We start from the raw sequence: 16936 nt of genomic DNA on the forward strand, positions 1-16936 counted from the left end.
CGGTTAAGGCAGACATGACCCTGTTGTTTTGGTCTGTATTAAACGCAATCTATGATAAAAACACGCCGGAAAGGCTGAAAATAATAACCGACCTGGTTAAAGCGGGTGCCGACCCGTTGCAGCCCAGACCGGAAGGAGGAAGCAGCCCGGCGGAATTTGTCATGAAAGCCGACAAGGGAATTTGGATCAAGGCCATGCTCGACGGTGGTTTACCGCCAAACGCAAAAGATAAGGTATTCAACCAACCCATTATATTCGAAGCGTTAGGCGCGAAAAACACTGAAACGTTAAAGGTGATGCTGGATTATGGTACGGATATAGATATAAGGGACTCATTGGGAAACACCTTGTTAATAAGCTCACTGGATTCTCGTTCGTTTGATCATACTATACTTCTGCTGGAGAGAGGTGCAGATAATAAAATCAAAGGGAAGTTTGGTTGGACTATGGGCAATCAGCTCCAACGCTTTATAGATAGAGGTGTAGGCAATGCCGAGGATAAAGAGAAAATTAACAAGATAAAAGAGTTATTAATTAAGAACGGTGGTGACTGGCCTCCACTACCTGTAGAGAATTAAGACTCCCCTAAGGTCAACGTCGAAGACATGGAATATACCGCTCAGGGGCTAAATGGCAACCGCCATCCAGCCCCTGCTTCCCAGCCGACGTTAACGCAATGCCTTCGCTATCGCGCTAAACATCAGAGATGCCTCCAGCGGTTGCGCACTGAAAGACGGCTCCGCCTGCGGCCAGGTGGACCACTGGACGATCACCAGATTCTCCGCCTGATTGACCATAATCATCTGGCCGAAGATCCCCAGCGCCCACAGGGAATGTTTCAGGGATGCCTGCGGAGCGGGTTCTACGTTGGCCGCATTGGCCGGCACTTCGTTGTTCCACCACTGGAAGCCGTAAATACCGTTAGGATGCGCCGCTGATACCGAACCCGCCGCCCGCGTCCAGTTGGACGACTGGGCTACCCAATCAGCCGGCAGGATCTGTTTGCCGTTCGGCAACGTCCCGTTATGCAGAATGAATTCGCCGAAGCGCCCCCAGTCTTCCAGCGTGGCGTTGAACCCGTGCGCGCCCACGTCGTGCTGGCCTTTGGCGTAGGCATGCCACACGCCGTCGCTCGCCATACCATACGGCTGCCAGATGCTTTGCTGCAGATAGGCCGCCAGCGGCATACCGGTGGCGCGCTCCAGCACGTCTCCCAGCAACCACGCGCCGCCGGAGGAGTAAGACCAGTTCTGCCCGGCCGGATGCGCGCGGTGCAAACCGGCCACCAGCTTGCGCACGCAGGCGTAGGTGCCGGGCCTGGCTTCACACTCGGTCAGCTGCGCGAAGTCCGATTTCGGGTTGGTGTAATCCTCATTCCACGCCACGCCGGAGGTGTGGGTGATCAGCTGCCTGAGGGTCACTCCGTCCCACGCGGTGCCTTTCAGATCGGGTTCGTATTGCGTGATGAGATCGTCGAGCGAGCGGATCTTGCCCTGTTTAATCGCCACACCCACCAGCGTGGCGACCACGGATTTGCCCACCGAGCGCGACGTCCACAGTGTGGTGTCGGTATTGCCCTGCCCCAGATATTTCCAGGCGATTTTGCCGTCTTTCAATACCAGCATGCCGCTGACGTTCTGGCGCTGCAGATAGTCCTGCAGGTGGTAGGTTTTGCCATTCACCCGATAACTGGCGTCGGTTAACGGTTTAGCGGAAGCCACCAGCGGTATGGCATTGCCGTGGTGAAATACATCCCCCGCATAGTTGCGGTAGTCATTACGAAAACCGATCACCCGGTCGCTCTGGCTCCAGGTGAGCATCTTGTGCGTGTCCGGCAATTGCACATTGAAAGGCGCAGGACAGGCGCTGAGTTCGGTGCCCGCACAGGCGGCCAGCGCGGCGGGCGTCAACAGGCCGCTGCAGAGACTGATGACAACGCCCGCCAGCAGGCTGCGGTTAAACACTTTGCTTTTCATATTTTTTCTCGTTTAGCTCAGGAAGGCGTTCAGCTTAAAAAAACGCGGCCTATAATAAAAAACGCCTAATGGGGGAAAATCCCCCGCAAAATCGACGGGAGAACCGCGTGCCGAGCCTGATTTATTCCTTTGCCCAACTGGAAGCCTTCACCGCCGTGGCCGAGCACGGCAGCCTGGCAAAAGCCGCGCTCAAGCTGGGCAAAGACCGCACGACGCTGCGCGATTTGATTGATTTTCTCGAGGATGGCTTGGGCTATGCGCTGTTCCTGCGCCAGGGGCGCAGCCTGCACCTGACGCCGGAAGGCGAGCAGTTGCAGCGCCAGGCGCACCTGCTGATGCGGCAGGTGAAAGCGTTTGAGGCGTTCGCCAAAGACGTGCCGAAGAGCGCGGCGCAGGAAATCTCGCTGGTCTACGATCCCTTTACCCCCCGCACACTGCTGCAGGCGCTGATTGCCGCCATGGCCCAGCGCAATACGCGCCTGAGCCTGATTAACGCCTCGCGCGACGAAGCGGAAAGCCTGCTGGCAAACGGCCAGGCCGATCTGGGCATCTGCCAGGCGCGCAACCGCAGCGTGGGCGACGCCATGGAGTGGCGCGCCTTAGGGGCGATAGAGATGGATTTTTACGCCGCCAAAACGCTTTTCCCCGGCACGGAACAGCCGCTTTCGCTGCTGGAACTTTCGCTAACACCGCAGGTGATCATGCACCCGGATTCTGACGAACCCGTGGCGCGCCGCCTGCAAATTTCCGGGCACACTATCTTTACCAACGAACTGGAAATGCTGCGTGCCCTGCTCGAACAAGGCTGCGGCTGGGGATTCTTGCCGACGCATATGCACGCGGAACAGTGGAAAAACGTCAACACGCTGCGCACCGAAGTAGGCAGCCAGGGGATCAGCCAAACCATGGTGACCATCTGGAAGCCGGGCAATGACCGACGGGTGCTGATTGATGAGACGCTGGGGTTGTTGCCGGGATTGTGGCGGGGGGTTGGGGGTGAAAAGTTGCTGTTAGATTAGCGCTGTTGTTACTGGTAATCGAGCCTAGAACTCATCGTCTGCGTTGTTGGTCCGTTCGCTCTTAAGCGGGGATTGTTGTTTTCCCCAGTGAGTGCCTCACCGCCGTCGCTCCAGCGCTGCTGGCGCTGGTTTATTGCTTTGAATGGTGGCATTTGAAGGGCGGCTTTGAGCGAAAAACGGACCTTTGAGGTGTTTAAAGCAAAGAACGAGTCATGTAAAATGCCCCCTCATTCTAAAGGAACTAAATTAATTGAAAACGACCATTCGTGATTTCCAATCAAATGACGCTACGGCCTTCCTGGATATTGTGCGTGAACTTCAGGTTTTCGAGTTGGAACTTTATGACCGAATGATGACTCCTGACCAGATTGGTCAGTGGTATATAGATGAACTGTTAAATCAGTGTCGCGTTGAAGATGGTTCTATTCTTGTCGCAATACGCGATGGGCAACTCATTGGTTATGCGACAATTTTCAAAAAAGTAGAGCAAAAGGGTGAACTTGATGAAGTTCCTTTCACCTACGCCTTTATCAGCCATATTGCTATACTGCCAGTTGCAAGAGGAACAGGAGCAGGGAAATTATTACTTTCTGAGTGTGAAAAAAGAGCAATAGAGGCTGGACGAAAATGGCTCAGAATTGCCGTTCTGGCAAAGAACACAATCGCAAGGGAAATATACCAAAACATTGGTTTTCACGATCACCATATTACAATGGAAAAACCGTTGTTTTAAAAGTCGTGAACATATAATCCCACTCAGTTGTCCTTACCATTAGCGAATTATCATCTTTCTAAGTAGAGTTGAGTGTTCAGTGGGTCCATTCAAGTGAATTCTGGCACTCATGTTCCAGCCCCCTCTTCCAGGCACTTCAATGTGGAGTTGCATTTATGTCTAGTCCCAAGCTGTTTACACCATTACTCATTCGCAATCTTGAAATTGAAAACCGTATTGTGATCGCCCCCATGTGCCAGTACTCCGCAGAAGACGGTTGTATGAATGACTGGCACACCCTTCATCTGGGGCAACTGGCACAATCAGGTGCTGGCCTGCTCACCATTGAAGCGGCGGCTGTCTCACCTGAAGGCCGAATCACCTTTGCTGATGTTGGGCTCTATGATGACAAAACTGAGGAGGCAATGGGACAGGTCCTCAATACTCTTCGTAAGTGGTCAGATATCCCTGTAGGCATCCAGCTGGCACATGCAGGCCGAAAAGCGTCAACTTACAAACCCTGGGATAAACACGGTCAAATACCACCTGATCAGCAAGGTGGCTGGCAACCCCTGGCTCCCTCCGCGATACCCTATGACGAGGGCTATACAACCCCAACCGCACTGGATAGCAATGGCCTTGCCGAAATACGAAATCAATTTGCACAAGCAGCAAAACGTGCAGCAAGACTTAACATTGATCTCATTCAGATCCATGCGGCACATGGCTACCTGCTGCACGAGTTTTTATCACCACTGTCTAACCAGCGAACGGATAATTACGGCGGTTCGCTGGAAAACAGAGCCAGGTTTCCACTCGAAATCGTCGATGCAGTGCGCAAAGCATTCCCTGCGGATAAAGCGATCAGCGTGCGTATTTCGGCAACAGACTGGGTCGATGGCGGATTTAGTCTGGAGGAAGCTGTAGAGTTTTCAAAAATGCTGGAAGCACGTGGAGTCGATGCAATACATGTCTCCAGTGGTGGTCTGCACCCTGATCAAAAAATTGATGTTTACCCCGGCTATCAGGTCCCGCTTGCAAGGGCGGTTAAAGCCGTAGTTAATATCCCTGTCGTGGCAGTAGGGTTAATCACCGAGCCAGAGCATGCAGAATCGATCGTAGCAAGTGGGGATGCTGATATCATCGGTATTGCCCGAGGCGCACTTTATAATCCGAGATGGCCATGGCATGCAGCGGCAGCGCTTGGAGCTCAGGTTCATGTGCCTAACCAGTATCATCGCTCTCAGCCCCATACGCTGAAGAATTTATTCAAGTCCTGAGTAAAGTTCGCGGTGTCTTTGCAGGCATCGCGCATTTTTCTTTTGTTAAAGTGACGAAAGCGGAATACGCATATGAGGCCCTGTCTCTTTTGTAGCATAATGCGCCAATGGATTATCAACACTTGATGCAGTACAAAAATGGATGAGATTGATAACCGCATTTTGCGGGAATTACAAAAAGACGGGCGCATTCCCAATAATGTACTGGCTGAAAAAGTCGGTCTGTCTCCCTCCCCTTGCCTGCGTCGGGTGAAACAACTTGAGGAAAGCGGCGCGATCGATCGGTATGTTGCTATCATCAACCCAGTTACGTTGGGGCTAAACTTATCAATCTTCGTTCGCATTTGGCTCGACAGCCAAGGTGAAGAGACCGTGGAGCATTTCTGCCGTGAGATCAGGCTACTTCCTGAGGTTGTAGAGTGCCACCTGATGGTGGGAGACTGCGATTTTTTATTGCGGGTGGTTGCAGCCGATTTAAATGCCTACCGGCAATTCCAGATAAAACATCTGGCACGCATTAAGGGGGTTCAAAGTATGAAAACAGAACTGCCAATGCAGACAATCAAACACACCACTGAACTCCCCATCCGATAGCTTGTAGCGGGCTCAGGCCCGCCATATCACTACTTCGCGTAAGATTCGATTCTGTACATACCTTCAATTCCCGGAATTCCGCACCTCAGATACAGCCCGTTACGCTTCGAAATCAACTCAGGCTGGGTGAGCGGCTGGCGGCATATCGTCTTGATAGACTGAGGCGTCAGATACTTCACGTTATCAACATAGCGCGTCTGCGAAAGCAAAGACGGATAGCTGTCAGACCAGCGCCATATCAGACTCTCCGCGCAACATGCTATCACCAGTAACATGCTGCACGCGCAAGGATAAAAAACCGCTCTCTGAACCCGAGTCATGCGCATTATCGCTGCCATGAGGTCTGACGATTGGCTACCTTTCTGTCGAACTGTGACGCGACAACCATCACCACCAACGCGGGAATTAACCAGCCCAGGCCTAAGTTATTAAGCGGCATCAGGTGCAGGACGGACAGTGGCCAGAAATTGAAACCTACGACATCAAGGGCATCCGCCAGACCAAACATAAAGGCGATGAATGCTGCCGGGGCAATTACTTTTACTGGAGAGTGAAATTTTTGCCGTACGAACCAGGTTAAAATCAGCACGACAAAGACGGGATAGATAGCAGTAAGTGCAGGTACGGAGATACCGATCAACGCCGTCAGCCCAAGGTTAGAAACCACCATGGAGAATAAGGCAAAAATCCAGACCAGCCCGGCATAGCTTACCGGCACCAGAGCGCTGAAATAACTCGCACAGGCGCAGGTTAAGCCTATCGCGGTTACCAGACAGGCAACGGTGATGAGCGCGCCGAGGAAAACAGACCCGGCGGCACCATAGCTGAAGGCCACATAGGCGCTGAGCACTTCAGCGCCATTAGTCGCATTGCTCACCAGTCCCCCGCTCCCCATTCCCAGACGGAAGAGGCTCAGATAAACCAGCATCAGCCCTACACCGGCGATCAAACCGGACAGCACGGCATAACGCGTGATTAATGCCGGTGAACTTATGCCCCTCGACTTGATGGCATTCACCATCACCAGACCAAAGGCGAGTGCGGCCAGCGTATCCATAGTCGGATAACCATTGGTCAACCCTTGTGAAAAGGCAGATGAGACGTATGCGCCTACCGGCGGTTGTGCAGTTCCTGCCGGTAGCACCAGCACGGTCACGGCAAGTACGATTAAGGCGGTGACCTTCAACGGAGAAAGCACTTTACCGACCGAGTCCAACAATTTACCTGGATACAACGAAACCAGCGCCACGATCCCGAAATAGACAACGCTCCAGGCAAACAGCCACTTTTCACTTTTAACAAAAGGTTGCACAGCAAGCTCATACGAGACGGTTGCAGTACGTGGCGTGGCGAAAAATGGACCGATGCAGAGATAGCATACAATCGCCAGCAGAAGCCCGACCCGCTTGCCGACGGGGCGGGTAATCAAGGCCATTGAACCGGCAGCGCGCGCCATAGCAACTGTGGTAATGACAGGAAGCCCGACGCCGGTCATTAAAAATCCAAGCGCGGCTGGCCAGACGGATGTCCCGGCCTGCAGACCAATAAAAGGCGGAAAAATAATATTCCCGGCGCCGACGAAGAGCGCAAAATTCATAAAACCTAAAACGATAATGTCCGTGATGCGAAGTGTTTTCATTTTAATGTCAGCGTTGTGTTTGTTGTGGAAATTTTGTCAAAGCAGAAAACGGAGTAAGGCCGTCGCCAGGACACCGATCACCACGACCGGCAGCAGGGAAAATCGCATGGCAGCCAGTAGCGTAACAACCAGCGCCAGCTGATCGGCGGTGTTGGTGGTGACGAAATGCGGTGCGATAACGGTAATCAGCACACAGCCTGGTGCCGCTTCCAGAACCGCCTTTAGCCTCGGGCCTGGCTGTCGGCCATGCAGCACTGCATAGCCGAGAATGCGCGTCAGATAGGTCGTCAACGCCATCAACAGAATGGTCAGTAATGTCAGGCTCATGCGGTTTTTCCATTCAGCAGCAAAATAGCAATGATCCCGGAGAGCGCGCCGACGGGCACGTAGGCGGCACCCGGCCACAGGTGCCACGTCAGGCCTGCGCAGATAAGACTCACCAGCCAGGGAACTGCAGGCCGCAGCCCTTTCCACATGCCTTTCAATAACACCAGGAATACGGCCGGAAATGCCATATCGAATCCCCAGGCCGTGATGTCACCCAGCGCCGGGCCGACGACAACGCCAATCCCTGTCGACAGCACCCAAATCAGCCAAAGAGCGAGGGCCACGCCAGCGTAGAACCCCATACTAAAACCCGAAATGCCCTGCTGCCTGCGCTTTGCCTCATCGGCAATACCCATTGCCCAGCTCTCATCACACATAAAGAACAGCGCGAGGAATGCCTGCCTGCGTGGAAGATGCGTAAAAAAAGGGGCGAGTGAAGCCCCCATTAATAAATGCCGACAGTTCACGAGCAGGCTGACGAAGACGATGGTCAGGACATGCGGTGGCGAGCTCCAGAGCGACAATGCTGCAAACTCCGAACCGCCGCCAAAGTTGAGCCCGGTCATTAACATTAATTCCGGGGCAGCAAGTCCCTTTTGCGCGGCTTGGGTGCCCAACAGCAATCCAAAAGGAATAAAGCCAATCATGACGGGGACAGCCGTCATTGCGCCACGGCTGATTTCACGGCTACTGGCAGACTGAAAAGAGAAAGAAACGGGACTGGACATAAATACTCCTTTTAAGAAGGCGTATTATAAGTTTTCGGGATTGGCATTGGGATGCGTATTCAGCGTGATAAACGCTATGTTTGGCATCGGATTTCAATAAACGGTTCTGTTTTGAAATTCGAATTATTCTTTGGCGCCATGCAGACAATGTAAAACCAGGGGGAGCACACCACTTCCGCCCTCCCCCTGGCGGGACGTTAAGATGCCGTTGCTTCAGTTTCTGAGGCTGCGGAGAACGACGGAAGAACGTCCTCAATCAACTCCTGTAATACCTCTTTCGGCGGACGCTGGCTTGGTTTGAGGTTCAGCGTGATATGCGACACGCCGACACCTTCCTGCTGCTTCCAGAACTCCATCAACGTGTTACGCCCGGCGCGCATGAAAATATTGTTGAACAGGCGTAAAGGCTCATTCGGATTTTCACTCAGCTCCAGAAAGTTTGCGTAGCCAAAGGGATGCCAGGTCTGGCCATCACCCAGCTCAGCAATTTCCTTCACGATATTACCGGAACGTTTAGGGTCGACGCCGTGCCAGATCCAGGCATCGGAGTGATTCGCAATCCAGGACATATCCTGACGGGCACGGCCGATAGTAATCATTGGCAGGCGTGGAACCGCGGGTTTTGGCACCAGATCAATTCCGCCGTTGAAGTTGCCGTAATATTCAGTCGAGCCTTTAGGAAAGCTGTTTTCAGTGAGCAGGCGAACAACATCCCAGGCTTCTCTGAACCGGTCAGCACGATTGTTAAACTCATAGCCAAACGCCGGATATTCTACAGGGCGGTCACCGCTCGACATGCCCAGCAGCAGGCGGCCACCTGACAAGCGATCCACGCTTGCCGCCTGCTTGGCAGTGAGTACCGGATTTCTCAGCGGTGAAACTATCCCGGCTGTGCCCAGCGCAATATTGTTGGTCACGCCAGCGAGGTAGCCCAAATCCACCATCGGGTCATACACCTGGCCTGCATCACCAAAGTTGGGGTCGTAGAACGGGACATCGCGCAACCACAGCGCTGAAATTCCCCCTTTATCAGCCATTTGCGCTAATTCACGGTGATCGTCCATATCCGGGATCGGGCCTTCCGGATAACCCTTAAACGGCGCGATAAGCCCAAAGGTGAGTTTTCCCGGCTGGAATACGCGTTTGAAAGCGGCATGCTGCTGGAGATGAGAGGGTAATGTGAGTTGAGTCATTTGAATTCCTGCTGATTAATTTAATTAGGTCTGTTGCAATACAGTAAAACAAATATTCGGGAATGTGCTTCCCATGTGACGGGACGAATTTATTCAGTGCAGGAATGAGCAATAAAAAGCCCGCCACAGGAGCGGGCTCAGAGGGCTAATAATCAAAGATAAGTAACGTTATCTATCTGCCGGTTTGAATCGTCATTGAGACCGAGAATATCAAACCCTGGCATGTCACGTATGAATTCAAGGAATGGCGGCTTGACCCCTAAATCATCCAGGTCGGCGGCATGAAGGTGGTAACGAATAGTCTCTTCATCACCGGAGAGCACTTTTTCCACCCAGTTAGGTTCAATAATAAGCTGATGTCCCAGCGCGACAAAATCAATATCTGCCTGTACCACTTCCTCGGCTTGCTGAGGCGTGCGAACGTTGCCAACAGCGATGATTGGTTTTTTAGGGCTGACCTTTTTCAGCTGAGTAATAATCGGCTCAAGGTTCTCTTTATCACGCATTGATGTACGCCATACCGACCCCATGGAGATATGAATATAATCAAGCTCAGTATGCTGTAGCTCACCGATGAAGTGTTTGGTGTCGTCCAGCGTAATTCCCGGCTCTTCCAGCTCTTCCGGCGATAAACGATATCCGACGATAAATGAAGGTGAAGCGTACTTATGTTTTACTTTCATCACTTCGTCAATTACCGCCAGTGGCAGATTGAGTCTTTTATCCAGGCTGCCGCCCCATTCATCGGTACGACGGTTTGAGTGTGGAGAGACGAACTGCTGTAACAGGTAGGTGTTTGCGCCATGAAGTTCGATGCCATCAAATCCTGCCTCGATGGCGCGCCGAGTAGCCTGGGCGAAATCGTTGATGAGGTTGACCACTTCATCTGCACTTAATTCTCGCGGTGTTGCAGCCCCGCTACGCGGCGCAGCAACCGCACTGGCGCTTACCGGCTGCAGGCCACGGGTGATCCATTGATTGGTCATGCGTCCCGCACTGAAAATTTGCAAAATGGCCTTGGCTCCGCGCGCTTTAATCGCATGGGCAAGTTTCGCCAGTCCCGGGATTTTGCTGTCGTCATCGGCACCTAATTGCCCTTCAAAGCCTTTTCCTTCTTTATTAATGTAGGCCACCGGCGTAATAAACAACCCAACACCACCTGCGCGCTGCTGCATATAATTAATTTCTTCGAGCGTCACCGTCCCATCCTCAAATGACATTTGCTCTGTCATTGGTGGTAATACAACACGGTTTTTAATGACAACACCATTAGGCAATGTAAAAGGTTTTAAAAAGCGATAATCCTTCATTTCAACTCCAGAATGAATTTGAAAACAACAACGTGATTTATCAAGTTTTCACATACTAGAGTAAATATTCGGGAATGTGCTTCCCATAACCGGGGAATATAAAGAGCAGATTGCGGCAAATACATCACAGTATTCGCCGCAGCGCTGTCTGGTTCAGGAGATCTCAGCAATATCTCGCATCACTTCAGCGGCCACAATATGAGATCGCTGACGGGCCAGTGGGTCATAGATACGGCTGTCGATAATCAGTTCGTCAACCCCCGTGCTCGCGATAACCTCACGTAACCACGTGCCGACTCGCTGCTTATCACCCGCAGCGGTAAACGCCATCACCTGGTTCAACACCTGCAGCTCATGCGATGGCAGGCTGGGGATATAGTTATCTATCGGCGGCTGAAGCAAGCCAGGGCGTCCCATGTGTAAGTCCAGCATCCATCGTTGATGTGAACTGGCGAGGTACTTTGCTTCCTCATTCGTGTCTCCAAGGAACAGATTTACCCCCGCCATAACGTAGGGTTTGGCCAACTGCGGTGACGGCTTGAAATTGTTGCGGTAATGCGCAATCGCCTGCATTAAGAAGCGAGGTGCAAAATGCGAAGCAAAGGCATACGGCAACCCAAGTTTAGCCGCCAGATCGGCACCATGAAGGCTGGAGCCAAGTATCCAGACAGGTACATCGTGCGGTTCCGGTACGGCTCGTACGGGGCGTCGATGATTATCGGCCAGATAATCCATGACCTCCACGACATCCTGATTAAAGTCTCGCTCTGGCGTTAAACCGCGCAAAGCGCGTACCGTGGCACCACCACTCCCCGGCGCACGACCGACACCGAGATCAATACGACCAGGATAGAGAGCATCGAGCGAACCAAACTGCTCTGCAACCACCAATGGCGCATGATTTGGCAGCATGATGCCGCCGGAGCCAACCCTGATAGTGTGAGTTGCGGCGGCAAGCTGAGCGATGATAAGAGCGGTGGCCGCCGAGCCAATACCCGGCATATCGTGGTGTTCGGCAATCCAGTAGCGGCGGAAACCGTGCTGCTCGACTGTTACCGCCAGTTCACGGGATTCATGAATCGCGGTGGCCAGGTCCTTGCCTTCACCGATCATGACAAGATCTAATACAGATAAAGCGGTCATTGTAACTCCAGAATGAATGTTAAAAATAATAAGCAAATATTAATTTTTCACATACTAGAGCAAACATTCGGGAAAGTGCTTCCCATTATCAGGGAAGCACTGGAGCAGATTAAGTCAGACATTAATGTCTGAATAATTAAATAACAGATTAAAGACTAATTTTTTGGCCTCTTCCAGGGCACGCCATTTGCCATCCAGTCTTCGGCAATCATGTCGACAAATCCGCGTATTCTGGGTGATAAATGGCGTTTGCTGGGATAAATAATTCTCACGGGTTCAGGGTCAACTTTGAACTCCGTCAGAATGGCGGTTAATTCACCGCATTCCAGTGACTGGAATGCCAGGTAATCAGGCAACTGAATGATGCCAAACCCGGCGATAGCGGAAGAAAGCATTGCTTCTGAACTGTCGATATCCATTCGCCCCGGCCCGTCGTAGAGATAGTATCCCTCAGGAGTTTGATACCGCCAGACACGGCGTTTATCGGCGCTGCGGAAAAAGATGGTGTCGTGCCTGGAGAGATCTTCGGGCACAACGGGTACGCCGCGTAAAGAGAGGTATTCCGGTGAAGCGCAGGTCACCATGTGCTGAGTGGCAATGGTTCGGGTTAAGATCCTGGAGTCATCTTTTGGCTCGCCAATACGAATGGCGATGTCAAATCCCTCCTCGATCAAATCAACATAGCGATCGCTGAACACGATATCGGCTCGTAATTCTGGCCATTTTTTTAAGAATCTGTCGATCACCGAAAGTATATGCCGCTGCCCAAGAGACAGCGGCGCGGTAAGGCGAAGCGTGCCCGTCGGTTTTTCCCGCCGCAGCGCCATAGTGGCATCGACCTCTTCCAGATCCTCCAGAATCTGTTTGCACCGGTCATACATAATTCGCCCTTCTTCCGTCAGGCTGAGCTGTCGTGTTGTTCTGTTAAGAAGACGCACACCCAGTTGCGCTTCCAGCCGCGTAATGCTTTTGCCAATCGCCGACCGTGACAGGCCAACGCTTGACGACGCACGGGTGTAACTTCCCGAGTCAACAGCCGCGACGAAGGCGGCAATATCACCAATACGGTTCAGTTCCATCAGCTCACTCTCTTCATGGAAGCGCCTGCTTCCCGTGATATGGGAATCACATTCCCCAAATTTTCGATTACTCTTCGCATTAGCTTAACAACAAGCCATTAACAGAGAAGCTTTATTTTTCGTACATCTGCTATGCAGCACGTTTAACTAACCGACTTCCCACAGAAAAAGTGGCGAAGTCATACTCAGGAAGTGAAAAAATTCATGATGTTAAAAGAATCTGACGCCATCCTTGATGAAGTGATTACCGCATGGTCAGGTAAACGCCACTGGCCATCATTTATGGGCGATAATATCGTCTACGAAAGTAATCACCAGGGAAGTGCCACGGGAGAATTTGCCGTCAGGCAACTGTTTGAAGATAACTTTCCGGGTGGAATGACCGTACATGTAAACACCACCAATAAAGTTGTCCGGTCACAAACCCAATCCAGTACTATCGCCGCCTATTTTTACGGGAGAACCACTGATACACGTTTGCAGAATAACGACGACGTGAATTTCGGCGGAATGATTGTGATTAATACTTTCAGCGGATCTGTCGAACGCGTACGCGTCCATATGAACTGGCTAAAAGGTAACAAGAATATTGTGCATCACTGGCACTTCCCCTATGAACGCCAATGGCAGCCAGGGGACAGTGTTTCGCCTCTGATCAGTGAAATTGACGCTCCGTGGCACGCCTACAAGCAAGCGCATACACCTTTAAGTGATGAAGACGCAATTTCTGAAGCCTGGTTCCAGTACGCATGGGCGCTGGATATGGCGGATTATAGCTTGTTTAACGGCGCATTTTCCGACGATGCGAGCGCGGACTTACCCCCTATGGGAAAACTGAAAGGGCGTCGCATGCTGGTCTCAACACTAAAAGCCTTCAGAATGCCCTGGCCCTGGATTCAGCATTACGGTGTTCCATTGCAAATCGACATCGCTGAAGACCGCCAGTCTGCCTCATTTTTACTTGGCCGAATTATTCCGGAGCAAGATAAAACGGCTGACGGCGAAGCATTGTACGGCGCACATTATAAAATTGAGCTGAAAAAAGAGGGCAGCGAATGGAAGATGTCGCGCATGGATTATTTCCCAGGATGGTTCACCGTCAAAAATGAGGGCTAATATTGCGTTATGCAGGGGCATCTATCATGAATAAGATAATAGGTTTAACTGGCGTTTTAAATACCCCCTCAAGGACAGAGGGACTGGTCAGTCATTTAACAGAAGCATTCGTTTCCGGAACTGGATTTACGCATTCTGTTATCACCCTGAATGACTTTGGTGAAAGCCTGCCATTAGCAAGAAAAATCGAGGATCTCGACCAGAATGCTGGTGTTTTGGTTGATGAAATCGTCAACGCAGATGCACTTATCATCGGCGTACCTACCTGGAACGCGGGTTATCCGGGGATGTTCAAACATTTATTCGATCTCATTCCTCCGGATGCCATTGCCGATAAACCCGTAATATTATCTGCAACGGGAGGTTCCGATCGTCACGCATTAATGCCCGAGTACCAGTTGCGGCCATTATTTACCTATTTACGGGCGCGTGTCGCAACAACGACGTTGTTTGCCACTACGAATGATTTTGATGGCCATCAACCTTCTCCGGAATTTGAAAAAAGAATGCTTCGCGCAGTGGATGAATTAAAAGCGCTGGTTTATTGATTCCAAAGCAAAGATTCAGGAACAGAAACAAAGGTAAATTTATGCTCAGCAGACAGTCAATGCGAAACGGCAATTTTCTCCGTTATCACGAGGAGTTAGTTGCCAGCAAAGGATACTGGAGCGCTGAGATGCTGAGAGCCTCAATGCAATCCATCCTTGAAGAGCGCCCCGCCGGGGCGCCCGTCTGGCTATTCGCGTACGGTTCTTTAATGTGGAATCCCACCATTGCGATAGAAGAAATGCAGCGAGCTAGGATCGAGGGATGGCAACGACGTTTCTGCATACGATTACTGACCGGCAGAGCAACGCCAGAGTATCCGGGAAGAATGTTGTCTCTGGATGAAGGCGGCATGACGGAAGGTATGATTTTCAGGCTCCCGGAATGCTCGCTGGAAAGTGAGCTCAGCATTATCTGGATGCGCGAAATGATTGCCGGCTTGTACAAGCCAGTCTGGACAGATGCACTCACTAGCACCGGGGAAGCAATAAAAGCCTTAACGTTTGTTTCCGACCGCCAGCATCCCTGTTATGAATCCGACAGCTCTGCTGTAACCTCTGTTGAGTTTATCTCTCAGGCATGCGGGGAGTTAGGGACGAACCGAGAGTATGTGGATCGCTTGAATACCACACTAACGACCTGGGGGATAAATGATAATTATGTCTCGTCAGTCCTGCTTAATTTACAGGAAAGAGAAAACATGCTGGACTAGATATAACGAAAAACGCCATGGATCAGAGCGTTCCAGGATACTTATATTGCTGATAGAAAAGGATAATCAATAGATCCTTTTTCGTTCCCATCAAAGAAGATTTCACTGTCAGCAATATGAATTTAGCCTCTTCCTGTATCACTAAAAATGCGAGCCTATTGGAGCCTTAAGAACTGTCAGGAGAAATTGGTAGGATGGATAAAGGTGCGCAGAAAGCTTGCGAGACTTCATTAACCAAATCATTACCGACAATGCCATGTAAGTATCACTGCAAAACAAACCATCAACTTTTAGAGAGTCTCTGGCACTTCAACGTCCGCTTCTGGCACAAAGCAGCCATTGTTACCTAACTTCGACCATGAAACACACCTTATCAAACTCCCCGCCAACAAAATATAGCCACATAAAATAATTAAACTTACAATTAATAAACTAACGACATTATTACCTCTATATTCATTCCATTATTTTCCCTCCTCCCAACTCCCCCCTAGCACCGCCTCCGCCCTTTCCCTACAATAAGGGATCTGTTGAGGCATAACGCAAGGAAAGACGGTGTCGAAAGCCAATCCCAATGCCACTATCGTGGATATCGCCCGCCGCGCCAGGGTGACCAATATCACCGTTTCCCGCGCCTTCAATAAGCCCGAGCTGGTCAAGCCGGAAACCCGCGAGCGCATTCACGCCATCGCCAAAGAGCTGAACTATGTGCCCAACGCCTTCGCGCAGGGGCTGAAAAGCAGCAGCAGCCAGATTATCGGCATCGTCACCAGCAGCATGTACAACCCGTTCTATTCCGGCCTGATCAAGACCGTGTCGCGCATTGCGCGCCAGCAGGGCTACCAGATCATGCTGTTCGACACCGACGGCAGCGAAGAGGCGGAAATGCGCGCCATTCAGGCGCTGTTCGGCTACAAGGCGCGCGGCATCCTGCTGTCGGCGGTGCGCGACGACAAGCGCTACCGCCCCGCCTATCTCGAGCTGGCCGAGGTGTACGGCGTGCCGCTGATCCTTATCGACCGCGATCTTTACGATCAGCAGCTGAGCGGCGTGTTCCTCGATAACCGCGAAATCGGCGTGCTGGCCGGGCGTTATCTGGCGGAGCAGCCGGAGCAGAAGCTGCTGATTATCGGCGGCCCGGCGGATTCGGAAATAACCTTAACGCGCACCGCCGGCATCGTCGCGGCCTTGCAGGGCAGCGGGCGTGAGATTCATATCATCAACGGTGACTATGATTTCACCTCGCAAGAGAGCGAGGTGCGCGCCTATCTGGCGCAGCCGGAGAACCGCCCGGATTACATCATCGGCCTGAACGGCATCATCACGCTGGGTGCCATCGCCATCTGCCACGAGATGGGCCTCTATCAGCAGGTGAAGTTCTTTTCGATAGACGAGCCGCCGCGCGCCGGCGCTTACGGCCTGCACATTCCGGGGGTGTATCACGATACGCAAAAACTGGGGGAGATCGCCGCGGAGCTGCTGTTCAGCGCCATTAACAGCCCGCGCGGCGAGCTGCCGGTGCGCAGAGAGTTCTTCACCGGCTCGCTGTTGAATCGCTGACG

Annotated in this window: 17 protein-coding genes; 9 read left to right on the forward strand and 8 right to left on the reverse strand. The window is 51.8% G+C overall.

Annotated features, from left to right (window positions below; genetic code table 11):
• On the forward strand, nucleotides 1–578 hold a 578-nt coding region (locus FUU19_RS16485), incomplete at its 5' end, for an ankyrin repeat domain-containing protein (protein ID WP_230507224.1).
• 90 nt (nucleotides 579–668) lie between these two features.
• On the opposite strand, the gene FUU19_RS16490 is transcribed toward FUU19_RS16485, so the two are convergent.
• Nucleotides 669–1976: a serine hydrolase domain-containing protein gene (locus tag FUU19_RS16490; protein WP_230490709.1), complete on the reverse strand. Its 1308-nt coding sequence runs from the start codon at nucleotides 1974–1976 to the stop codon at nucleotides 669–671.
• A gap of 107 nt (nucleotides 1977–2083) precedes the next feature.
• On the opposite strand from FUU19_RS16490, the gene FUU19_RS16495 reads away from it, so the two are divergent.
• The 4 genes from FUU19_RS16495 (at nucleotide 2084) to FUU19_RS16510 (ending at nucleotide 5581) form a co-directional block, all read left to right on the forward strand.
• Complete coding sequence (locus FUU19_RS16495; protein WP_230490708.1) at nucleotides 2084–2995, forward strand: LysR family transcriptional regulator; 912 nt, start codon at nucleotides 2084–2086, stop codon at nucleotides 2993–2995.
• 250 nt (nucleotides 2996–3245) lie between these two features.
• The gene (locus FUU19_RS16500; RefSeq protein WP_197833426.1) at nucleotides 3246–3728 is read left to right on the forward strand and encodes a GNAT family N-acetyltransferase; all 483 of its coding nucleotides are present in this window, start codon (nucleotides 3246–3248) and stop codon (nucleotides 3726–3728) included.
• 155 nt (nucleotides 3729–3883) lie between these two features.
• Nucleotides 3884–4987, forward strand: coding sequence for an NADH:flavin oxidoreductase/NADH oxidase (locus FUU19_RS16505; protein WP_197833424.1), 1104 nt, complete (start codon nucleotides 3884–3886; stop codon nucleotides 4985–4987).
• Nucleotides 4988–5125: 138 nt separating this feature from the next.
• Nucleotides 5126–5581, forward strand: coding sequence for an Lrp/AsnC family transcriptional regulator (locus tag FUU19_RS16510; RefSeq protein WP_197833422.1), 456 nt, complete (start codon nucleotides 5126–5128; stop codon nucleotides 5579–5581).
• 325 nt (nucleotides 5582–5906) lie between these two features.
• Here FUU19_RS16510 and brnQ read toward each other — a convergent pair whose 3' ends face one another.
• From brnQ to FUU19_RS16545, 7 genes are all read right to left on the reverse strand, one after another.
• Nucleotides 5907–7220, reverse strand: coding sequence for a branched-chain amino acid transport system II carrier protein (brnQ, locus tag FUU19_RS16515; RefSeq protein ID WP_230490707.1), 1314 nt, complete (start codon nucleotides 7218–7220; stop codon nucleotides 5907–5909).
• 36 nt (nucleotides 7221–7256) lie between these two features.
• The gene (locus tag FUU19_RS16520; RefSeq protein ID WP_230490706.1) at nucleotides 7257–7547 is read right to left on the reverse strand and encodes an AzlD family protein; all 291 of its coding nucleotides are present in this window, start codon (nucleotides 7545–7547) and stop codon (nucleotides 7257–7259) included.
• Nucleotides 7544–8275 carry an AzlC family ABC transporter permease gene (locus FUU19_RS16525; RefSeq protein WP_230490705.1) on the reverse strand — a complete coding sequence of 244 codons (732 nt, stop codon included), beginning with the start codon at nucleotides 8273–8275 and terminating at the stop codon, nucleotides 7544–7546. Before FUU19_RS16525 ends, FUU19_RS16520 begins: the two co-directional genes overlap by 4 nt.
• A gap of 197 nt (nucleotides 8276–8472) precedes the next feature.
• Nucleotides 8473–9468, reverse strand: a complete 996-nt coding sequence (locus FUU19_RS16530) for an LLM class oxidoreductase (protein WP_197833416.1) — start codon at nucleotides 9466–9468, stop codon at nucleotides 8473–8475.
• Between the two features lie 152 nt (nucleotides 9469–9620).
• Nucleotides 9621–10778, reverse strand: coding sequence for an NADH-dependent flavin oxidoreductase (locus tag FUU19_RS16535; protein WP_197833414.1), 1158 nt, complete (start codon nucleotides 10776–10778; stop codon nucleotides 9621–9623).
• Nucleotides 10779–10931: 153 nt separating this feature from the next.
• Nucleotides 10932–11921 (reverse strand): LLM class flavin-dependent oxidoreductase, encoded by a 990-nt coding sequence (locus FUU19_RS16540; protein ID WP_197833412.1) that lies wholly within the window; start codon nucleotides 11919–11921, stop codon nucleotides 10932–10934.
• Nucleotides 11922–12076: 155 nt separating this feature from the next.
• Nucleotides 12077–13000: a LysR family transcriptional regulator gene (locus FUU19_RS16545; protein WP_197833410.1), complete on the reverse strand. Its 924-nt coding sequence runs from the start codon at nucleotides 12998–13000 to the stop codon at nucleotides 12077–12079.
• A 204-nt stretch (nucleotides 13001–13204) separates the two neighbouring features.
• Between FUU19_RS16545 and FUU19_RS16550 the strand changes: the two genes are divergently transcribed.
• The 4 genes from FUU19_RS16550 to FUU19_RS16565 all read left to right on the forward strand — a co-directional run bounded on the left by FUU19_RS16550 (nucleotide 13205) and on the right by FUU19_RS16565 (nucleotide 16934).
• Nucleotides 13205–14116 (forward strand): nuclear transport factor 2 family protein, encoded by a 912-nt coding sequence (locus tag FUU19_RS16550; RefSeq protein ID WP_089194974.1) that lies wholly within the window; start codon nucleotides 13205–13207, stop codon nucleotides 14114–14116.
• A gap of 26 nt (nucleotides 14117–14142) precedes the next feature.
• The gene (locus tag FUU19_RS16555) at nucleotides 14143–14664 is read left to right on the forward strand and encodes an NAD(P)H-dependent oxidoreductase (protein WP_137382340.1); all 522 of its coding nucleotides are present in this window, start codon (nucleotides 14143–14145) and stop codon (nucleotides 14662–14664) included.
• Nucleotides 14665–14705: 41 nt separating this feature from the next.
• Nucleotides 14706–15374, forward strand: a complete 669-nt coding sequence (locus tag FUU19_RS16560) for a gamma-glutamylcyclotransferase (protein WP_197833408.1) — start codon at nucleotides 14706–14708, stop codon at nucleotides 15372–15374.
• A 555-nt stretch (nucleotides 15375–15929) separates the two neighbouring features.
• Complete coding sequence (locus FUU19_RS16565) at nucleotides 15930–16934, forward strand: LacI family DNA-binding transcriptional regulator (protein WP_004935582.1); 1005 nt, start codon at nucleotides 15930–15932, stop codon at nucleotides 16932–16934.
• Nucleotides 16935–16936: the final 2 nt, after the last annotated feature.

The sequence above is a fragment of the Serratia montpellierensis genome, from assembly GCF_020858655.1.
GTDB lineage: Bacteria > Pseudomonadota > Gammaproteobacteria > Enterobacterales > Enterobacteriaceae > Serratia > Serratia montpellierensis.